Annotated in this window: 16 protein-coding genes; 9 read left to right on the top strand and 7 right to left on the bottom strand. The window is 69.9% G+C overall.

Features of this window, described 5'->3' with window-relative positions:
• Positions 1-12 precede the first annotated feature (12 nt).
• Genes FB475_RS16365 through FB475_RS16355 form a run of 3 tightly spaced genes read left to right on the top strand, consistent with a single transcriptional unit; the run spans position 13 to position 5,377 of the window.
• Positions 13-1,773, top strand: coding sequence for an ABC transporter transmembrane domain-containing protein (locus tag FB475_RS16365; protein WP_141856918.1), 1,761 nt, complete (start codon positions 13-15; stop codon positions 1,771-1,773).
• Positions 1,770-3,548: an ABC transporter ATP-binding protein gene (locus FB475_RS16360; RefSeq protein WP_141856916.1), complete on the top strand. Its 1,779-nt coding sequence runs from the start codon at positions 1,770-1,772 to the stop codon at positions 3,546-3,548. Before FB475_RS16365 ends, FB475_RS16360 begins: the two co-directional genes overlap by 4 nt.
• A 50-nt stretch (positions 3,549-3,598) precedes the next feature.
• The gene (locus tag FB475_RS16355) at positions 3,599-5,377 is read left to right on the top strand and encodes a S9 family peptidase (protein WP_238332177.1); all 1,779 of its coding nucleotides are present in this window, start codon (positions 3,599-3,601) and stop codon (positions 5,375-5,377) included.
• Here the strand turns inward: FB475_RS16355 and FB475_RS16350 are convergent.
• The 3 genes from FB475_RS16350 to FB475_RS16340 form a co-directional block, all read right to left on the bottom strand.
• Entirely contained in the window at positions 5,349-6,254 is a 906-nt protein-coding gene (locus FB475_RS16350) for a S66 peptidase family protein (protein WP_141856914.1), read from the bottom strand. The two genes, FB475_RS16355 and FB475_RS16350, sit on opposite strands and share 29 nt — an antisense overlap.
• Positions 6,255-6,264: 10 nt before the next feature.
• Positions 6,265-9,585, bottom strand: coding sequence for a phosphodiester glycosidase family protein (locus FB475_RS16345; RefSeq protein ID WP_202878347.1), 3,321 nt, complete (start codon positions 9,583-9,585; stop codon positions 6,265-6,267).
• A gap of 84 nt (positions 9,586-9,669) precedes the next feature.
• Entirely contained in the window at positions 9,670-10,329 is a 660-nt protein-coding gene (locus tag FB475_RS16340) for a response regulator (RefSeq protein ID WP_141858012.1), read from the bottom strand.
• Between the two features lie 156 nt (positions 10,330-10,485).
• Here FB475_RS16340 and FB475_RS16335 point away from each other — a divergent pair, with 156 nt between their 5' ends.
• Genes FB475_RS16335 through FB475_RS16325 form a run of 3 tightly spaced genes read left to right on the top strand, consistent with a single transcriptional unit; the run spans position 10,486 to position 13,344 of the window.
• On the top strand, positions 10,486-11,016 hold the full coding sequence (locus tag FB475_RS16335) for a hypothetical protein (RefSeq protein WP_141856912.1): 531 nt from the start codon (positions 10,486-10,488) through the stop codon (positions 11,014-11,016).
• A gap of 26 nt (positions 11,017-11,042) precedes the next feature.
• On the top strand, positions 11,043-12,203 hold the full coding sequence (locus FB475_RS16330) for a sensor histidine kinase (RefSeq protein ID WP_141856910.1): 1,161 nt from the start codon (positions 11,043-11,045) through the stop codon (positions 12,201-12,203).
• Position 12,204: 1 nt separating this feature from the next.
• Positions 12,205-13,344 (top strand): sensor histidine kinase, encoded by a 1,140-nt coding sequence (locus tag FB475_RS16325; RefSeq protein WP_141856908.1) that lies wholly within the window; start codon positions 12,205-12,207, stop codon positions 13,342-13,344.
• 49 nt (positions 13,345-13,393) lie between these two features.
• On the opposite strand, the gene FB475_RS16320 is transcribed toward FB475_RS16325, so the two are convergent.
• Positions 13,394-13,717: a rhodanese-like domain-containing protein gene (locus FB475_RS16320; RefSeq protein ID WP_141856906.1), complete on the bottom strand. Its 324-nt coding sequence runs from the start codon at positions 13,715-13,717 to the stop codon at positions 13,394-13,396.
• Positions 13,718-13,827: 110 nt separating this feature from the next.
• Here FB475_RS16320 and FB475_RS16315 point away from each other — a divergent pair, with 110 nt between their 5' ends.
• On the top strand, positions 13,828-14,661 hold the full coding sequence (locus FB475_RS16315) for a hypothetical protein (RefSeq protein WP_141856904.1): 834 nt from the start codon (positions 13,828-13,830) through the stop codon (positions 14,659-14,661).
• Here the strand turns inward: FB475_RS16315 and FB475_RS16310 are convergent.
• Both FB475_RS16310 and FB475_RS16305 read right to left on the bottom strand, forming a co-directional pair.
• Positions 14,638-15,078: a DUF2871 domain-containing protein gene (locus FB475_RS16310; RefSeq protein ID WP_141856902.1), complete on the bottom strand. Its 441-nt coding sequence runs from the start codon at positions 15,076-15,078 to the stop codon at positions 14,638-14,640. The two genes, FB475_RS16315 and FB475_RS16310, sit on opposite strands and share 24 nt — an antisense overlap.
• Positions 15,079-15,089: 11 nt before the next feature.
• On the bottom strand, positions 15,090-15,947 hold the full coding sequence (locus FB475_RS16305; RefSeq protein ID WP_141856900.1) for a DNA-formamidopyrimidine glycosylase family protein: 858 nt from the start codon (positions 15,945-15,947) through the stop codon (positions 15,090-15,092).
• Positions 15,948-16,049: 102 nt separating this feature from the next.
• On the opposite strand from FB475_RS16305, the gene FB475_RS36790 reads away from it, so the two are divergent.
• Both FB475_RS36790 and FB475_RS16300 read left to right on the top strand, forming a co-directional pair.
• Entirely contained in the window at positions 16,050-16,190 is a 141-nt protein-coding gene (locus tag FB475_RS36790; protein ID WP_185759272.1) for a hypothetical protein, read from the top strand.
• Between the two features lie 81 nt (positions 16,191-16,271).
• Complete coding sequence (locus tag FB475_RS16300) at positions 16,272-17,441, top strand: DUF418 domain-containing protein (RefSeq protein WP_141856898.1); 1,170 nt, start codon at positions 16,272-16,274, stop codon at positions 17,439-17,441.
• Here FB475_RS16300 and FB475_RS16295 read toward each other — a convergent pair.
• A complete protein-coding gene (locus tag FB475_RS16295; RefSeq protein WP_141856896.1) occupies positions 17,429-17,692 on the bottom strand; it encodes a hypothetical protein in 264 nt (87 codons plus the stop codon). The genes FB475_RS16300 and FB475_RS16295 overlap by 13 nt on opposite strands.
• Positions 17,693-17,742 lie beyond the last annotated feature (50 nt).

Genomic DNA, 17,742 nt, shown 5'->3' with positions numbered 1-17,742 from the left:
TTGCGAGACGTCATGTCGTTGCGCCTCATTCCGTTCGCCGATCCGGGTGTGCCCGATACCCGGTCCGGCCTCCGACTCATCCTCTGGCTGGAGCACCAGCAGCTTCGCGGGCAGGCCTTAGCGGTCTTCTGGGGACTTGTGTACTTCGGTGGCATCGCCGCTGCTCCGGTCGCGGTCGGGCTCGCCGTCCAGGCGGCGATCGACCTGTCCTGGCCGAAGCTGATCCTGTCCGGTGTGCTGCTGCTCGCCTTCGGCGCGGCCAAGGCCGGCGCCGACTCGTTCTTCCACCAGGCCGTCGTGACAAACTGGATCAGCACGGCCTCCCGGCTGCAGCAACTGCTCTTCCGCAAGGCCGCGGAGCTCGGCTCACTGCTCACCCGCCGGATCGCCGCCGGTGAGGTGGTCCAGGTGAGCAGCGGCGACGTCGAGAAGATCGGCTGGTTCGTCGAGGTGCTCGGCCGGTTCGTGGCCGCGCTGCTGACCTGCTTCGCGGTCGTCATCGGCCTGCTGCTGTACGAACCGCAGCTCGGCCTGGTGGTCGCGGTCGCCGTACCGGTGCTCGCGTTCTCGATCGTCCCGCTGATGGGTCCGGCGGAGCGCCGCGCGGACGAGCAGCGGGCCAAGGGCGGCCGGGCCACCGAGCTCGCCGCCGACACCGTCGCCGGTCTGCGCGTGCTGCGCGGCATCGGCGGTGAACAGCTCTTCCTGCAGCGCTACCGCGAGGCCTCCCAGCAGTACCGGAGCAGTGCGGTGCGCAGTGCGCGCATGTGGTCGCTGATCGCGGCCCTGCAGGTGCTGCTGTTCGGCCTGTTCCTGGTGCTCGTGGTGTGGATGGGCGTCCGGCTGGTGACGTCCGGCCACATATCGGTGGGCGAGCTCGTCACGACATACGGCTTCATCACGTTCATGCTGGTGCCGCTGCACACCTTCGAGGAGACCGCGAGCGCGTTCATCTTCTCGAAGGTGTCGGCGCGCCGGGCCGCGCGGGTGCTGTCGCTGCAGCGCACCGACGAGACCAAGGCCACCGGCGAGGCACAGCTGCCGGAGGGTGACCTGCTCGACCCGGTCACCGGGCTGCACGTGCCGGCCGGCAGCTTCACCGCGGTCGTCAGTGGCAACCCTGACGCGGGCGGTCTGCTGGCCGACCGGTTGGGTGGTCACAGCCCGTCCGCTGCCGGCGAGGCCTCTGTGCTGCTCGACGGCGTAGCGCTGGACGACCTCCCGCTGGAGTCGGCGCGCACTGTGGTGCTGGTGCAGGACAAGGACCCGGTGCTGCTGTCAGGGACGGTGCGCGAGCTGTTCGACGTACCGGCGAGTGGTGCGATCTCTCCGGAGACTGCCCTGGACGCAGCGCAGTGCGAGGACATCCTCGACGTACTGCGGCAGTCACTGCCCGCTGGTGAGTCCGACGCGATGAACGCGGTGCTGACCGAGCGGGGCAGGTCCCTGTCCGGTGGCCAGCGCCAGCGCGTGGCACTCGCCCGGTCGCTGTACGTCGACCCGCAGGTGCTCGTGCTGGACGAGCCGACCAGTGCTGTGGACGCGCACACCGAGGCGCGGATCGCAGACGGTCTACGCCTGCTGCGCCACGGGCGGACCACCGTGGTGTTCACGTCGAGCCCGCTGATGCTGGACCGCGCCGAGCGGGTGGTGTTCGTGCCGGACGGCCACGTGGCCGCGGTCGGTACGCACCACGAGCTGCTGCACGGCAACGCGCAGTACCGCGCGGTCGTGACCCGTGAAGAAGAAGCAACGTTCGAGGAGTCACTGTGAAGCGCCCTGTGTACGACCCGGCAGCCCCGCAGGAGGTAGTGCGGCTGCCGGTGGCGCAAGGCGCGACGGTTCGTGCCTACGTCAAGACCCTGTTCCGCCGGCACCGGCGGCAGTTCCTGTGGTTGACCGTGGTGAACACGGTGGCGGCGCTCAGCGGCATGGTCGGGCCGTGGCTGCTCGGCAACGTCGTGCAGAAGTTGTCCGAGGGCCGCACCGACGTGAAGCTGCCGTCCGTCGTGATCGGCTTCGTGATCGCGCTGCTGGTGCAGACCGTGTTCGTCCGGCTGACCCGGCTGCGCGGTGCGGTGCTCGGTGAGGAGATGCTCGCGGACCTGCGTGAGGACTTCCTGGTCCGCGCGGTCGGCCTGCCGCCGGGCGTACTGGAGCGCGCCGGGACGGGTGACCTGCTGTCCCGGATCACCACCGACATCGACCGCTTGTCGCACGCGATGCGCGACGCCGTACCGCAGCTGACGATCGCGATCATCTGGGCGTCGCTGCTGATCGGCGCGCTGGTCGTGACCGCTCCGGCGCTCGCGATCGCGGTCGTGATCGCGGCACCGATCCTGATCGTCGGCGGCCGGTGGTACTTCCGCCGTGCGCCATCGGCGTACCGGTCGGAGGCCGCCGGGTACGCGGCGGTCGCGTCGGCGCTGGCCGAGACCGTCGACGCCGGCCGGACCGTAGAGTCGCACCGGCTCGGTGGCCGCCGGATCCAGTTCGGTGACACCCGGATCGGCCAGTGGGTCGCCTGGGAGCGGTACACGCTGTACCTGCGGATGATCCTGTTCCCGGTGATCAACATGACCCACACGGTCGCGCTGGCGGCGGTGCTGGTGATCGGCGGCGGGTTCGCGATCCAGGGCTGGCTCACCGTTGGTGCGCTGACCACGGGCGCGCTCTACATCCAGCAGCTCGCCGAGCCGGTCAACATGATGATCCGCTGGTACGACGAGCTGCAGGTCGCGCAGGTGTCGCTGTCGCGGCTGGTCGGCGTCCGTGAGGTCGAGGAGGCGGTCAAGGAGGGCGAGGCAGAGCCGGACGGGCGGACCGTGCTGGCCGACGACGTCCGCTTCGGCTACCTCGAGGGCCGCGACGTGCTGCACGGCGTGACGCTGACCGTGGAGCCGGGTGCTCGCGTCGCGCTGGTCGGCCCGTCCGGTGCGGGCAAGTCGACGCTCGGCCGCCTGCTGGCCGGCATCTACTCGCCGCGCGTCGGCGACATCACGCTGGGCGGTGCGGCGCTGGACCGGATGTCCGCGGAGCAGGTGCGCAGCCATGTCGCCCTGGTCAACCAGGAGCACCACGTGTTCGTGGGCAGCGTGCGGGACAACCTGCGGCTGGCCAGGCAGGACGCGTCCGACGCGGACCTGTGGGCGGCGCTTCGGTCGGTCGACGCCGACGGGTGGGTCGCCGGGTTCGACGACGGGCTGGACACAGAGGTGGGTTCCGGTGGGGTCTCGCTGACACCTGCGCAGGCTCAGCAGATCGCACTCGCGCGGCTGGTGCTGGCTGACCCGCACACGCTGGTCCTGGACGAGGCGACCTCGTTGATGGACCCGCGCGCGGCCCGCCACCTCGAGCGGTCACTCGCGACCGTGCTGGAGGGCCGGACCGTGGTGGCGATCGCACACCGGCTGCACACCGCGCACGACGCCGACGTGATCGCCGTCGTCGAGGACGGCAAGATCGTCGAGCTGGGCGGCCACGACGAGCTCGTCGACGCCCAGGGTGCGTACGCCGCCCTCTGGCACTCCTGGCACGGCGACCGCTGACGTGTGAGGAGGGCGGCTGACGCCCTCCTCAGCGTGTGAGGATTGCTGGTGTGCTGCTGACAACGCTGTTTTCTCTGCCCACCACGCTGGCCCTCGACATCGACGACGAGGGCCGGATGCTGGTGCTGTACGACGGCACCGGCACCCGCCAGGTCAACGAGGTCGCGCCGGACGGGACGTGGCGTGCGCTGACCGATCTCGGCGACACCTGCCGCAGCGCCTGGTTCGTGCCGGGCAGCAGCCAGGTGGTCGTCGAGCACGACACCGGCGGCGACGAACGCGGCCAGCTCTCGATCCTGGACCTCGCCGACGACGGACTGCCCGCGCTGACCCCGCTGGTGCACGACGCGGAGTACATCCACCACTTGGTCGCCGCTCGTGCCGGACGCATTCTCTACACGACCAACCGCCGCAACGGCGTGGACTTCGACCTGGTCACCCGCGACCTGGCGACCGGCCGCGACACCGTGCTGTACGACGCCGGCGGTTGGGTGATGGCCGTCGACCCGTCGCCGGACGACAAGTGGGTCGTGCTCTCGAAGGCCTCCAGCACCGCGAACTCGATGCAGCTGCTGCTCGTCGATACGTCGAGCCGGGCCGTCACCGAGCTGACGCCGGAGGATGCCCACAACGACCAGGGCCCGGTCGCCTGGCTCCCGGACTCGTCCGCGTTCGTGGTCTCCAGCAATGCCGGTCGCGACCGGAAGGCGATCCGCCGGTACGACGTGGCCGACGCGGTGTGGACCGACGTACTGGTCGACGACGCACGTGACCTCGCCGCGTGGCCGTCACCGGACGGCGAGCACCAACTGATCGCCGTCCTCGAGGACGGCGAGGTGACGCTCGCGCTGCACCGGCTCGAGGACGGTACGGCGATCGCGCCGGTCGGTCTGCCGGCCGGCGGCTGCGCGGCGCTGACGATGGCGACGCCGGACCCGATCTGGTCGGCGGACGGCTCGTTCGCGGCGATCACCTACAACTCGCCGGTCGTCCCACCGACCGTGTACCGGTTCATGCCGAACGGTGAGTTGACGGCGATCAACCAGGTCGAGGTTCCGGCCGAGCTGCAGCACCCGGAGAGCCTGCGGGTCCCTTCGTTCGACGGCGAGCAGGTGCCGGCGTTCGTATTCCGCCCGACGGCTCCGGACCTCGGCTCGACGGTGGTTCACGTGCACGGCGGACCGGAAGCCGCCGCGATGCGGATCTGGAGCCCGATCATCTCGGCGCTGGCCGGCGAGGGCCACACGGTCGTCGTACCGAACGTCCGGGGCTCGGCCGGCTACGGCAAGCGCTGGTACTCGCTCGACGACCGCCAGCTGCGGCTGGACTCGGTCAAGGACCTGGCCGCGATCAACGCGTGGCTCCCGACGATCGGCGCCGACCCGAAGCGTGCTGCGCTCTGGGGCGGTTCGTACGGCGGCTACATGGTGCTGGCGGGCGTCTCGTTCCAGCCGGAGCTGTGGGCGGCCGGTGTGGACATCGTCGGCATCGCCTCGCTGGTCACGTTCCTGGAGAACACGTCGGACTACCGGCGGGCGATGCGCGAGCGCGAGTACGGGTACCTGGCCACGGACCGCGAGTTCCTGGAGTCGGCGAGTCCGCTCAGCCGGGTCGACGACATCCGCGCGCCGCTGTTCGTCATCCACGGCGCCAACGACCCGCGGGTCCCGCTGTCGGAGGCCGAGCAGATCACCGAGGCGCTGACGAGCCGCGGCGTACCGTGCCGGCTGCTCGTGTACCCGGACGAAGGCCACGGTCTGGCCAAGCTCAAGAACCGCCTGGACGCGTACCCGCAGGCGTTCAGCTTCCTGCGAGAGCACCTGGCGTAAGGGTTCCGGCGGTCGCGTCGAGCCGTACCGGTAGGCCCAGCGGTACGGCGAGGTTCAACGGCTCGTGCCCGATCGCCGCACCCTCCACCATCGGCAGCCCGAGCGGCTCGAGCCGCTCGCGGATGGTGTCGTCGACCCCCACGCCACCGTTGCTGAAGTCACCGATGACCAGTCCGGTCACCTGGTCGAACCACCCTGCCCGCAAGAGCTGCGTGAGCAGCCGATCCGCCTGGTACGCCTCCTCGTTGACCTCCTCGAGTACGACGACACCAGCCGGCGGCGCGTACGTCGGCGTACCGACACTGGCCGCCAGCAACGCCAGGTTGCCACCACGCAGCCGGCCCTCCGCCACGCCACCAACGACAGTGCGAGCACCGTGCAGGAGGTCAGTGACGGTCTCCGGCTCGAACAGCAAGGCCCTGAGCCGCTCACGCCCCTCCTCAACAGCCAATTGCTCCACAGCCGCAGCCATCGGCCCGTGCAGCGTCACGAGACCGCGTGCGTTCAGCGCCTCGTGCAGCGCGGTGATGTCGCTGAAGCCGACGAACCACTTCGGTACGGCGACCAGCTCGTCGAAGTCGACGTACTCGATCATCCGCTGCACGCCGTAGCCACCACGCGCGCAGAACACCGCGGCGTACTGCGGGTCGAGCCACGCGTTCCGCAGGTCCGCAGCGCGGGCCTTGTCGTCCGCGGCGAGGTACCGCAGCCGCTCGTCCCCGGCCAGCACCGAAGGCATCACGTCCACCTCGATGCCCCAGCCCTTCAGATGCTCCACGCCGACAGCCAGCCGCGCAGCGTCCACGCGCCCCGACGGCGCCACCACAGCGACCCGGTCTCCACTCCGCAGCCGCTGCGGTACCACCACGTCAGTCACCCGCCCGACGCTACCAATCCACGCGTAGCGTCGTGCTCTTGGAGACCCCGTTCACCGTCACGCCCAGCTGGGCAGTGCCCGGGCGCAGTGCGGTCACCACACCGGTGGCCGGGTCGTACGACGCGACCGCCCAGAACGGCGCGCTCTTCGCCGTACCGATGTGCATCGTCGACGAACCCCACCAGTCCGCCGACACCGGGAACGACACAGGCACCCGGCGGCTGTCCTGTACGACGGTCGCCGCGGCCGTCCCGGTCTGCCCGCGACGCAGAGCGGCCGGCGCGGCGAGCTCCAGCGAGTCCACATGCGGCCGCAGCTCGACCTGGAACCACGGCTGACCAGCCGACTTCGAGATGCCGACCAGGGCCCAGCCCGTGAAGCCACCTGCGTCCGGTGCGGCGGCCGGGCTCTTGCCCGAGTTGCCGGTCAGCGGCAGCAGTACGCCGTCGGTACGGGTCGCGGCGAACGTGCCCGCGTGTCCGGCCATGTACGCAGCCCCCTTGCCGGTCGCAGCGCGGAAGTCGGCGAGCCACTTCACGATCATCGCGGCTTCCTTACGGTCGCCGAGCTGCGAGTTCTGCGTCGGCGACGGGTCGTCGATCGGGTGGTGCGCCATCACCACGACGTTCTTGATCGACTTGTCCGTCGCGGCCTCGTTCAGCTGCGACCGCAGGTCGAGGATCTGGTCGAACCCGCCCGCCCGCAGCGACCCGAGCGACGAGTCACGGAGGATGAAGCGCGTGCCGTTGTGGTCGAACGTGCTGGTCGCGGCGCCGAAGACCTTCTTCCATTCGGACAGGTCGCCCGGACCGTACGTCTCGTGGTTGCCCGGTACGTAATGCACCGGCACCTTGCCCGCGACCTCCTCGTCGATGATCTGCTTGGCCAGCGCGATGTCCGGCCCGAACGCGCGGTCGACGAAGTCGCCGTTGATGACCAGGAAGTCCGGGTTCTGCGCGAGCGCCTCGCGGATCGTCCGCCGCGCCTGCTGCACGTAGTCGGAGTTCGGGTCGTCGGCGGTGAACTGCGCGTCCGACATCACCGCGAACCGCCAGCGGCTGCCTGTCACCACGGTCCCGTCGGTGACCACCATCGGGTCGATCACCTTCGCCGGCGGAGCCATCGTGACCGGCGGCGCACTCCGGACGGTCAGGTCGTCGACGACGATCCGGCCCGAGTACTGCCGGGTCGGCGAGGTCTCCACCACGTAGATCCGCCAGAACCGCAGCGGGTACGTCAGTCCCGGCGGGATGTCCGCCTCGACGTACTTCCACCCGGTCCAGTCGACCGCGGCGGCCAGGTTGAGCGTCTGCGCCGTACCGCCGGCGGCGTCGTACGCGTTCGCGCGCAGCCAGGCCCCCTTGCCGTCGCCGTACACCCACGCGCCGAGCTTCTGCGGCTGCCCGGGCAGCGTCTGCTGCGGGGTCTGCGAGAGGTACGCCGCCCGCGTGGCGGTGCTGCCCGTCAACGAGTAGTCGAGCGCGATCGCCTGCCCGCCGTCGTGACCTTCGGCGGCGGACAGCGACGCCGTGGCCTTCCCGGCCGGTACGGCGTTCGCGGCCCACTTGGTGACGTCGTCGAGCTCGTCGACGACGGTGCTCGTCAGACCAGCGGTGACACTGAGCTGTGTGGTCAACGTGCCGACGGTCGCCGTGATCACGGCCGACGTGGCTTCGTTGCCAACAGCACTTACTTCGAACCCGTTGCGCGAAGCAACGATCTTCAGGAGTGCGGGATCGTAGCCGAGCTTGACGTCGCGCGGTTCGATCCAGGTGCCGAACCCGTCGGCGTCGTACCCGTCGATCTCGAAGAAGCCTGTCGCGCCGGAGTCGGCGAGCGATACCTGGCGGGTGGAGGGGGCGAGGCGGGCCGGCGCACCGAGGACGGTCATCGCGAACCTTCCGTTAGCGGTACCGCGGGTGGCGGTGACGATCACGTCGCCGGCGCGGCGGCCGGTGACCACACCCTGCTGGTCGACGCGGACGTTGCTTCCCGCGTACCAGGACGGCGTACCGGTGGCGGGCGCGTACGTCTCGTCGTACCCAGTGGCCTTCAGCACCCGGCTGAGGCCGGTGAGGACGCGGGAGCTACGGGAGATGTCGGTGTCCGGGCCTTGGTCGGACGTGCCGACCGACTCGACGCGGAAGCCGTTCAGCCGGCCGCTGCCCTTCGTCGGGACCAGGCCGAGACCGTTCGGGATCAGCCGCTCGCTGCCGTCGGACGGGTCGTTGACGACGTCCGGCGCGGCCTTGCCCGGCGTCCGGGCGAGCATCGTAGAGGAGCCGCCACCGTCCAGGTTCAGCGCGTCGTCAGCACCGAGGCTGATCATCAGCTGACCCATTTCCTTCAGCGACAGGCCGCGCGAACCGGTCGCGCGGCCGTCCACGGTCAGCAGGATCATCCGGCTGCCGTCGGCGTCGAAGCCGATCGCGGTGCGGGGCGCGAGATCGGCGTCCGGTACGTCGGCCGGCACCTGACCGTCCTTCGCCAGCTGGTAGTTGCCGCTGACCGCCGCCGCGACGTCGGCGGCGTCCGGGCGCAGGCCGTACGCGACGTCGACCTTGTCGCCGACCTGCAGCGCGGTCAGCGCGTCGGCACCGGCCTCGCGGCCGATCAGCGCCTGCTCATTGGCCGCCAGCGGGGTGGTGGCCGGAGTAGTGGCGGACGAGACGACGACTCCGTCCCGAAGGATCACCTCGCGGACGGTCGGCAGGCCGTCGACGGTCCGGGTCCGGGCGGCGTCGCCCCAGTCCGGGGTGTAGAGGCCGATCCCGCCGGCGTTCACGGCCGGCGAGTTGAGGTTGGTCAGCTCGAGCTTGACGGCGCCGTCGGTCACGGTGCCCTGCAGGAACAACTGCGCGATCCTGCCGAGGCCGTCCTTGCCGATCACCGCGGTGTCGTTGTGACCGTCGGCCGGCGCGTTCAGCAGCTTGCCGGACTCCACGCCGACGCCCAGCGGCGCGGTGGTGTCGTTGATGTCGAAGAAGTCTCCGTTGACACCCGCGATCGCACCCTTGCGGGCGAGCTGCTGACTGAGCGGCTGCCCGCCGGAGACCTTGCCGCCGTTGACCAGGTCCACGGTCACGCCGTGCTTGTCCAGGTCGGTGTCGAGGATGTCGCCGCGCTGCCAGCCCTTCGGATCGAGCCGCTCGAACGACGTGTAGTTCACCCCCGGCGCGACGGGGCTGTCGGAACGCGACGTCAGTACGCCGTTCTCGGCGATCGCGGCATCGGTGATCCCCTCGGACTGTCCGACCGCAGGACTGACCAGCACGCCGGCCAACAGGGCCCCCACGCCGATCGCTGTGCTGAAAGGACGGATGAGCGACACAGGAGCCTCCCCAACGGACGGACGCGGCAAGCTGTGACAAACTAACCGCTTCTCCCGCCAATCGGAAGATCTTTCACCTGTTGTTCAGCGGGGTTTGACGAACCCGGTCCGGTAAGCGACCACGACCGCCTGCACGCGGTCCCGGATCCCGAGCTTGGTGAGCAGCCGTGCGACGTGCGTCTTCACCGTCGTCTCGGCGACCACGAGCTCGGCCGCGATCTCGGCGTTGGACAGCCCGGCGGCGATCAACCGCAGTACGTCGAGTTCGCGCTCGGTCAAGGTGGCCAGCTCGGGTGGCATGCCCTTCGGCTCGACAGGTTCGACGTACCGCTCCACGAGCCGGCGGGTGATGGCCGGCTCGATCAGCGAGTCGCCGGTCGCGGCGGCCCGGACCGCGGCGATCAGGCGGCTGGACGGCGAGTCCTTGAGCAGGAAGCCCGCCGCGCCGGCCCGGAGCGCGCGGTAGACGTACTCGTTCTGGTCGAACGTGGTGAGCACGATGATCGTCGGCGGATCCGGCTGCCGGCGGATCTGCTCGGTCGCGGACAGCCCGTCGAGTTCGGGCATCCGGATGTCCATCAGGATCACGTCCGGCGCGACCAGCTGCGCCTGCCGGACGGCCGCCGTACCGGTGTCAGCCTCGGCGACCACCTCGATGTCGCCCTCGGCCTCCAGGATCACCCGGAAGCCGGTACGGACGAGCGTCTGGTCGTCGGCGACCAGCACCCGGATCTTGTCGGACATCTCATCGGGCACAGCCCGATTGTGCCGGAACCGGGTCATCCGTGCGGACGAGACGGATCATCCGCGCGGAGGATCGGGATCGTCCTCGCGCCAGACGTGGCCGACAGCGGCCGAAATCTACGGTCAGGACATGGCCCGGACTGAAAGGACAATCCGATGAACGAGATCTTCAAGGGAATCCGGCCCCTCGACTACGTACTGGCCGGCCTGATGACGGCCGGCGGCGTGCTGATGATGTACGAGAACACCGCCGCCCTGGACGCGAACCTGCCGCATCCGCTGTCGACGACGAGCTGGGCGATCGTGCCGGCGTTCCTGCTGGTGACGCTGCCGATCCTGTGGCGGCGCCGCAGTGTCCTCGCGGTCGTCGGCATCACGGCGCTGACCGCGATCGCGCATGTGGTCGTGTTCGGCTGGCTGACGCGCTGCGGGCTCGTGCTGCCGCTGACCTTCGCGCTGGCGTACGCCGTCGCGCGGTTCGCCGGATCCTGGCGGAACCAGGTCACCGGGCTGGCCGGCATCGTCGTCATCCAGCTGGTGACGCTGTTCCGCGACTCCTCGATCGACTCGGTCGCCGGAGCGCTCGTGATCGCGCTGCCCGGTGTCGCGCTCTTCTACGCGGTCGGCGCGTTCGTGCAGAATCGAGTCACGAAGCAGTCCGCGGCGCCGGCGGCCGTGCACGCCTGAGCGGGACTGGTGGTGGGGAGCAGGCCATGGGTGAGGTCTTCGGGGCAGTCTTCAAGGGAGTCAGGCTCCGCGACTGGGGGATCGCGGGCGGCCTCACCCTGCTCGGCATCGTGCTGATGACCGAGAACGTCCAGACCTCCGCAGCGCAGGTGCGGAACGCCATCGCGGAGGGATCGATGGTGCACGCACAGAGCTCGCACTCGCTCTGGATGATCCCAGTGTTCGTAGCGGCGGCCCTTCCGGTGCTGTGGTGGCGGCGCAGCGTGCTCGCCGTCGCCACGGTCTCCGTGCTGGTGATGGCCGTGCACGACCTGCTGTTCGGGTGGGTGACCCGCTGCGGCGCGGGTCTCCCGCTCGCGTTCGTGATCGCGTTCCTCGGAGCGCTCGCGGCCCAGCGAACGACCCGGTGGTTCGTGTGCGGGCTCAGCGTCGTACTGACCGTGCTGGTGCTCGTGGTCGACGCGACGACCGGCCCGAGCGCGATCGTCCTGGCGCTGCCGATCGTGTGCATCGTGTTCGGCGTCGGGCTCGCGGCCCGGCGGCGTACGGCGCTGAACCGTGAGCTCGCGGATCGGGAGGCGGAACTGCGGCAACTGCGCGACGAGCGGGCCGCGCTGGAGGTCGCCGACGACCGCGCCCGGCTGTCGCGGCAGCTCGACGGTCTGCTGCAGGAGCGGCTCGCCGGCCTGACCACCGAGGCCGAGTCCGCGAACGGGCTCGCGCCGGCCGAGGCCAAGGCCGCGCTGGAGTCGATCGAGTCGGGCAGCCGGCAGACGCTCGACGACATGCGCGAGATCGTCGGGTTGCTGCGCGGCGACGACCTCGCGATCGCCCCGACGCCGACAGTCGCCCATCTCGACACGTTGCTCGCCCGGCTCCGTACGTCGCACTCGCAGTTGACCGTGACCGGCGACCCGCGAGCGTTACCCGCCACTGTCGAGCTTTCGGCGTACCGGATCGTCGAGCACCTGGTGACGGCGCTGGCCGACGCGCCGATCGTGGTGAGCGTGCGGTTCGAGGCCGATGCGCTCGAGATCCGGGTGAACGGACGGGTGGGCGAGGCGGCCGCGCTGAAGGCGGCGGTGGTCCGCGCCAAGGAGCGAGCGAAGTTGCTCGGCGGATCGGTGGACGTGAAGGTCAGCAAGGGCCATGCGGGCGCGATCGCGCAACTGCCGGTGGTCGGTTGAGATGAACGCGGGCCGGCTCGAGCAGGCGGGGATCGTGGCCCTGGTGGCCGCGCTCGTCGCGCTGCCGACGGCGATCCACGGCTGGCCGACGACGGTGATCGGGAACGTGTTCACCGGCGGGCTGCTGGCGAGCGGACTGACGTTGTTGTGGTGGCGGACCCACCCGCGGGCTGTCGCGGTGGTGGGTGCTGGCTTCTTGCTGTTGACCGCGGTCCTGTCCGGCTACGGATGGTTTCCCGACACGACGTTCGCCATCCTCGCGGTGGTGACGCTGGTCGCGGCGCTCGGGTGGTCGGGGTGGGCGGCCTGGGTCGCGGCCGGCGCGTTCGTGGTGTTCCTGTTCACGATGTGGGTGGCGCTCGGGAACAACAGCGAGGTGCCGTTGGTGATGTTCAGCGTGCCGAGTTTCCTGGCGGGGACGGTCCTGCGGTTGCACCGGGAGTCGGCGGCGGAGCTCACGCGGCGCGGGCGTGAGCTGGAGGAGGAGCGCGAGCTGTTCGCCGAGCTCGCCGTACGGCACGAGCGGGCCAGGATCGCGTCCGAGCTGCACGACATCGTCGGGCACGCGATCAGCGTGATGGTGATCCAGGCGGCGGCCGGTCAGCGGCTGGTGGGGCGTGATCCGGTCGGGGCCGCGCAGGTGTTCGCGGGGCTGGCGGAGTCGGCGCGGCAGGGCCACGAGGATCTGCGGCGGCTGGTCGAGCTGCTCGGAGGTACGGCCGTTGGCGGGCCGGATCTGTCGCTGATCGAGGAGGTCGTCACGCGCGCGGCGCGGAGCGGGCTCGACGTGTCGTGCCGGTTCGAGGGATCGCGTGACGGGGTGCCGGCACCGGTGGCGCATGCCGCGTTCCGCGTCGTCCAGGAAAGCCTGACGAACGCGTTGCGATACGCGCCCGGTGCTGCGGTTCGCGTTGTGGTGAACGGGGCCGGGCGCGAGTTGACCGTACGGGTGGCGAACGGGCACGCGGTCCAGCAGTCGCCGCGGCTGTCCGGCACGGGACGCGGGCTGGCAGGGCTACGCGAGCGCGTGCAGGAGCTGGGTGGCCAACTGGTCGCTGGCCCGGTCGCCGACGGCTGGCTGGTCGAGGCGACGATGCCAGGCGGCGACCATCAGCGCGTCGCGCTCGGCGGCCGCGGCTGACCGCGGGCCAGCTGGGTGCTGACCGCGGGTCAGTTCGTGCTGACCGCGTTCAGTTGGTGCTGATCGGGCGGCCGGAGATCTCCCAGGCGTGCATGCCGCCGTCGAGGTTGATCGCCTCGCGGCCGAGCTGGTTCAGGAACTGGGTGGCCATCCCGGAACGGCCGCCGACCGCGCAGACGCAGAGCACCTTCTGGTCCAGCGGCACCTCGCCCACGCGCTCCTGCAGCTCGCCGAGCGGGATGTGGGTGGCGCCGTCGATGTGGCCGCGATCCCACTCGTCCGGCTCACGGACGTCGAGCACGAACGCCTCCGCCAGCAGCGCGTCGTCGAGCTCGCTCACCACGACCGAGGGAATCTCTTGGTTCCGGAACATGCCCCAAGCATGTCAGACGGTGACCAGCCGGAAGCCCACCGGTTCCGGAACCCGGGACGGGCGTTGACACCGGGGGGCCGGGGACGGACCGTGGCTCGAAGGAGGCTGCGGTGGCGCTGATTCAGGGGATCCCGGGAGAGTTCGATCCGCAACCGTGGGGTGAGGCGATCCTGCGGAGTCGTGAGCTGTTGCTGCTGCGGATCGCGCGCCGTCCGCCGGACCACGAAGTACGGCTGCCGGGTCTCGCGACGTCACCGCGGCACGTGGTCGAGGACCACACCGGGAAGGCACTGACCTGGCGTCGCGACGGCGCCGACCTGGTCGTCCGGCTACCCGAGACCGGTGAGCCGCCGGTGGTCCGGGTCGCGCTCGCGGGCAAGTTGCGGATCGTCCCGCAGGACACCGTCACGGCGAACGCGGACGGCGTCTGGGACCTCACGCCGACCGGTCCGACGGCCCACCTGGTGGCGCGGCGCGCGGCCGACGTCGCCGTACGGTTCGTCGGCATGGCCGAACCGGACAGCCGGCATCAGGTCCGGCTGGCCGGTCGGCGGTACGGCGTGACCGGTCATGAACTCACCCGCACCACGATCGGCCCGTTCCCGATGCCGGACAGCCGCGTCGTACCGCTCGCCGTACCGGCCGGTGTCCGGCGGGTGCTGGTTGCCCCGGTCGGGACGGTGCTGGCGTCGATCCACCCGGGCCGCGCCGAGGTCACCGTCGTCGTGACGAACTTCGGCCGTACGACCGTCCGCGGCGAGGTCGAGCTCCCGCTGCCGGCGGGCTGGTCCGCGGCTGAGCAGACGTGGACGTTCGACGGCCTCGAACCGGGACGCTCCATCGGCTGGGTCACCCCGGTCGCGGGCGCCGGCGCCGCGGAACTCCGAGCCCGCTTGGAGGCGGGCAGGCGGTCGGCATCGTCACCGTACGTCATGCACCTCTGACCGCTCGGCCTGCTCCTTGGCCGGCAGGCACTTGCCGAGGTTGATGAAGAAGAAGATCAGGCCGAGGGTGATCGTGACGTGGCCCAGGCCGGAGATGCCGTCCAGGGCGGCGCCGGGCTGGTGCCCGAGCACGGTCATCGTGCCGCGCAGCAGCATCATGCCGACGGTCAGCGCGAGGCCCGCGTTGTAGACCCAGAAGAACGCGGTGAACAGCTTCCCGTCGGTCAGCGTGAAGAGCTTCTCCAGCGCGAGCACGATCAGGAAGAACAGCATGCCGAGCGCGAGAATGTGGGTATGGACGACGCCGAGCTGCGAGTCGCCGGTGAAGTCCTTGGCCTTGGTCAGCTCGCGGTAGTACAGCCCGCTGATGAGCCCCAGAATCATGTACACGTGTGCTGCCACGTAGATCTTCCGCATAAGGCGGGAACCTACTTGAGCAGCTTCGACAGCCTCCGGTCGGCCAGCGGCTTGCCGCCGGTCTGACAGGTCGCGCAGTACTGCAGGGAGGAGTCGGCGAAGCTCACCTCGCGGACGATGTCGCCGCAGACCGGGCACTTCTCGCCCTTGCGGCCGTGCACCCGCAAGCCGGACTTCTTCTCCGACTTCAGGTCCTGGACGGCCAGTCCGGCGGAGCGGTCGACGGCGTCCTTGAGCGTTTCCCGCATCGCCTCGTACAGCGTCTTGAGCTCGTCGTCGGACAGGTTCGAGGCCGGTTTGAACGGGCTCATCTTCGCCACGTGCAGGATCTCGTCGGAGTACGCGTTGCCGATGCCGGCGATCACGGACTGGTTCCGCAGCACGCCCTTGAGCTGGACGCGGCCCGCGCCTTTGAGGATCGCGCCGAAGTCGTCGAGCGACAGCGTGAACGGATCCGGTCCGAGGCGGGCGATGCCGGGGACCTCGCTCGGGTCGCGGACGACGTACACCGCGAGCTTCTTCTGGGTGCCGGCCTCGGTCAGGTCGAACCCGGCGCCGTCGTCGAGCACGGTCCGGAGCGCGATCGGGCCCTTGCCCGGGCGGACGAGCCCGGTGTTCTGTTCCTCTTTCCAGCGCAGCCAGCCGGCCCGGGCCAGGTGGATCACCAGGTGCACGCCCTGCGCCGAGATGTCCAGGAACTTCCCGTGCCGCTGCACGTCGTCGATCAGCAGTCCGACCATCGCCGAGATCGGCGGATCGTACGTCTTCAGCGCGCTGATCGCGGTGATGTCGGCCCGGACGAAGGCATGCCCCACCGCGCGCTCCCGCAGGAACACGGCCAGCGACTCGACCTCCGGCAACTCAGGCATACCCCTAGTGTGCCCGACGCCAGGGACAGTTCCGGTGGATCACCTATGGAGGGTGGTTGTGACGGGCGGTAGTTTCGGGGGTAACCGAGTTGGGAGGCCCTGATGGGGTTTGTTAAGACGTTGGTCAAGGGCGCTGTGGTCGCCAAGCTGGTGCAGGTCGCCCAGCGCGAACTCAGCAAGCCGGAGAACCAGGCCAAGATCAAGCAGGCGTTCCAGAAGGTGCAGCAGCGCCGCGCGCACTGAGGCTTGAGGTAGAGGTAGCTCCACCCCCGAAGAGGACCCAGTGCGACTGCTTTCCGCAGGCCGCGCTGGTGTGCTGGGGGTATGGGTCAGGTACTGGAGCGGACGCGGATACAGGACGTCGATGCGCTGCGTGGGTTCGCGTTGCTGGGCATCTTGGTCGTGAACATCACGTTCGCGGCGTCCGGGTATCCGATTCACGTGGCCGAGGATCCGGCGTACAACTCCTGGCTGGATCACTCGGTGCGGTGGCTGTCGTCGGCGTTCGTCGACATGAAGTTCTACCTGCTGTTCTCGTTCCTGTTCGGGTACAGCTTCCAGCTGCAGATGCAGGCGGCTCAGCGGGCCGGCGCAGCGTTCCGCCCGCGCATGCTGCGGCGGCTGGGCGGCTTGCTGGTGCTCGGCGTACTGCACGGCGTCTTCTTGATCACCGGCGACATCCTGAGCGTCTACGCGATCCTGGGGCTCGTACTGGTCGCCATGCGTCGAGTGAAGGACCGTACGGCGCTAGTGGTCGCGGGAGCCATCTACGCGTACCTGTTCATCACTCTGGCGGTCGCCGCGGTCTTCCTGGACACGTCAGCGGTACTGGACCCGGCGACAGCGGTAACGGCAGCACAGGGGACTGCCGCGAACCTGGCGGGCTCGTTCAGCGACGTCATCGGCGAGCATATTCGTGCCCTGCCGACGTACGGTCTGTCGCTACTCACTGTGCAGGGCCCGACCACACTGGCTGCGTTCCTGATCGGCATGGTCGCCGGCCGGCGCAAGCTGCTGCAGAACATCGAGGGCTCCGACGCCCTCCTCCGGCTGATCCAGCTGATCGGGTTCGCGATCGGCATCACCGGCGGCATCGTCTACGCCTTTGGCGGCAACGGTGACACCAGGGCCGTGCTGATGAGTGTCATGACGGCACCGTTCCTGACGGCGGCGTACGTCGCCTCGCTGTTGCGGATCATGCACTCCCAGAGCGGCGAGGACCTCCGTCGGCTACTGGCACCGGCAGGTCGCATGGCGCTCTCGAACTATCTCGGGCAATCGGTGGCGACGCTGCTGATCTTCACCGGCGTCGGGTTCGGTCTGGTGGGACAGGTCTCGCCACTGGAGACCACGGGTCTCGCGGTCGGGATCTTCGTACTGCAGGTGATGCTCAGCCACATCTGGCTCGGCACCTTCCGGTACGGCCCGGTCGAAGGGGTGCTGCGGGCGGTCACCAACGCGACCGCCCCCAGCTGGCGAACTCAGGCGGCGTGACGGCCGTCGTGCAGCCGGGCGGTGCGGATGTTGTGCACCGTGCCGGTGGTCGAAGCAGGCTTGTGGGCGAAGGGCTTGGCCGCCGCGCCGAGCGCGAGCAGGTCGAGCTTGGTGCGGGCAACGTCGCGGTCGTCGGCGACCCAGGAGCCCCGCGGTCCGGCAGCCGGACCGCCCGCGTTGCGCCGGTTGCTGAGCTCCAGCGCGGCGATCACGGCGAGGACGAGAACTACGAGAACTACGTATCCGGTCATGGCAGTAATAATTCTACCTTCTAGATCCTGCCACCAGTGGCGCTATTGAC

The organism is Kribbella jejuensis, from assembly GCF_006715085.1.
GTDB lineage: Bacteria > Actinomycetota > Actinomycetes > Propionibacteriales > Kribbellaceae > Kribbella > Kribbella jejuensis.
This window is presented reverse-complemented; position numbering and strand designations above follow the sequence as displayed.

Bases quoted from the DNA above. Each gene is read 5' to 3' on its own strand.
- FB475_RS16310 (WP_141856902.1), bottom strand. From the start codon at position 15,078: ATGCGGAAGATCTACGTGGCAGCACACGTGTACATGATTCTGGGGCTC.
- FB475_RS36790 (WP_185759272.1), top strand. From the start codon at position 16,050: ATGGGGTTTGTTAAGACGTTGGTCAAGGGCGCTGTGGTCGCCAAGCTG.
- FB475_RS16325 (WP_141856908.1), top strand. From the start codon at position 12,205: ATGAACGCGGGCCGGCTCGAGCAGGCGGGGATCGTGGCCCTGGTGGCC.
- FB475_RS16335 (WP_141856912.1), top strand. From the start codon at position 10,486: ATGAACGAGATCTTCAAGGGAATCCGGCCCCTCGACTACGTACTGGCC.
- FB475_RS16320 (WP_141856906.1), bottom strand. From the start codon at position 13,717: ATGTTCCGGAACCAAGAGATTCCCTCGGTCGTGGTGAGCGAGCTCGAC.
- FB475_RS16340 (WP_141858012.1), bottom strand. From the start codon at position 10,329: ATGTCCGACAAGATCCGGGTGCTGGTCGCCGACGACCAGACGCTCGTC.
- FB475_RS16305 (WP_141856900.1), bottom strand. From the start codon at position 15,947: ATGCCTGAGTTGCCGGAGGTCGAGTCGCTGGCCGTGTTCCTGCGGGAG.
- FB475_RS16330 (WP_141856910.1), top strand. From the start codon at position 11,043: ATGGGTGAGGTCTTCGGGGCAGTCTTCAAGGGAGTCAGGCTCCGCGAC.
- FB475_RS16300 (WP_141856898.1), top strand. From the start codon at position 16,272: ATGGGTCAGGTACTGGAGCGGACGCGGATACAGGACGTCGATGCGCTG.
- FB475_RS16295 (WP_141856896.1), bottom strand. From the start codon at position 17,692: ATGACCGGATACGTAGTTCTCGTAGTTCTCGTCCTCGCCGTGATCGCC.
- FB475_RS16365 (WP_141856918.1), top strand. From the start codon at position 13: ATGTCGTTGCGCCTCATTCCGTTCGCCGATCCGGGTGTGCCCGATACC.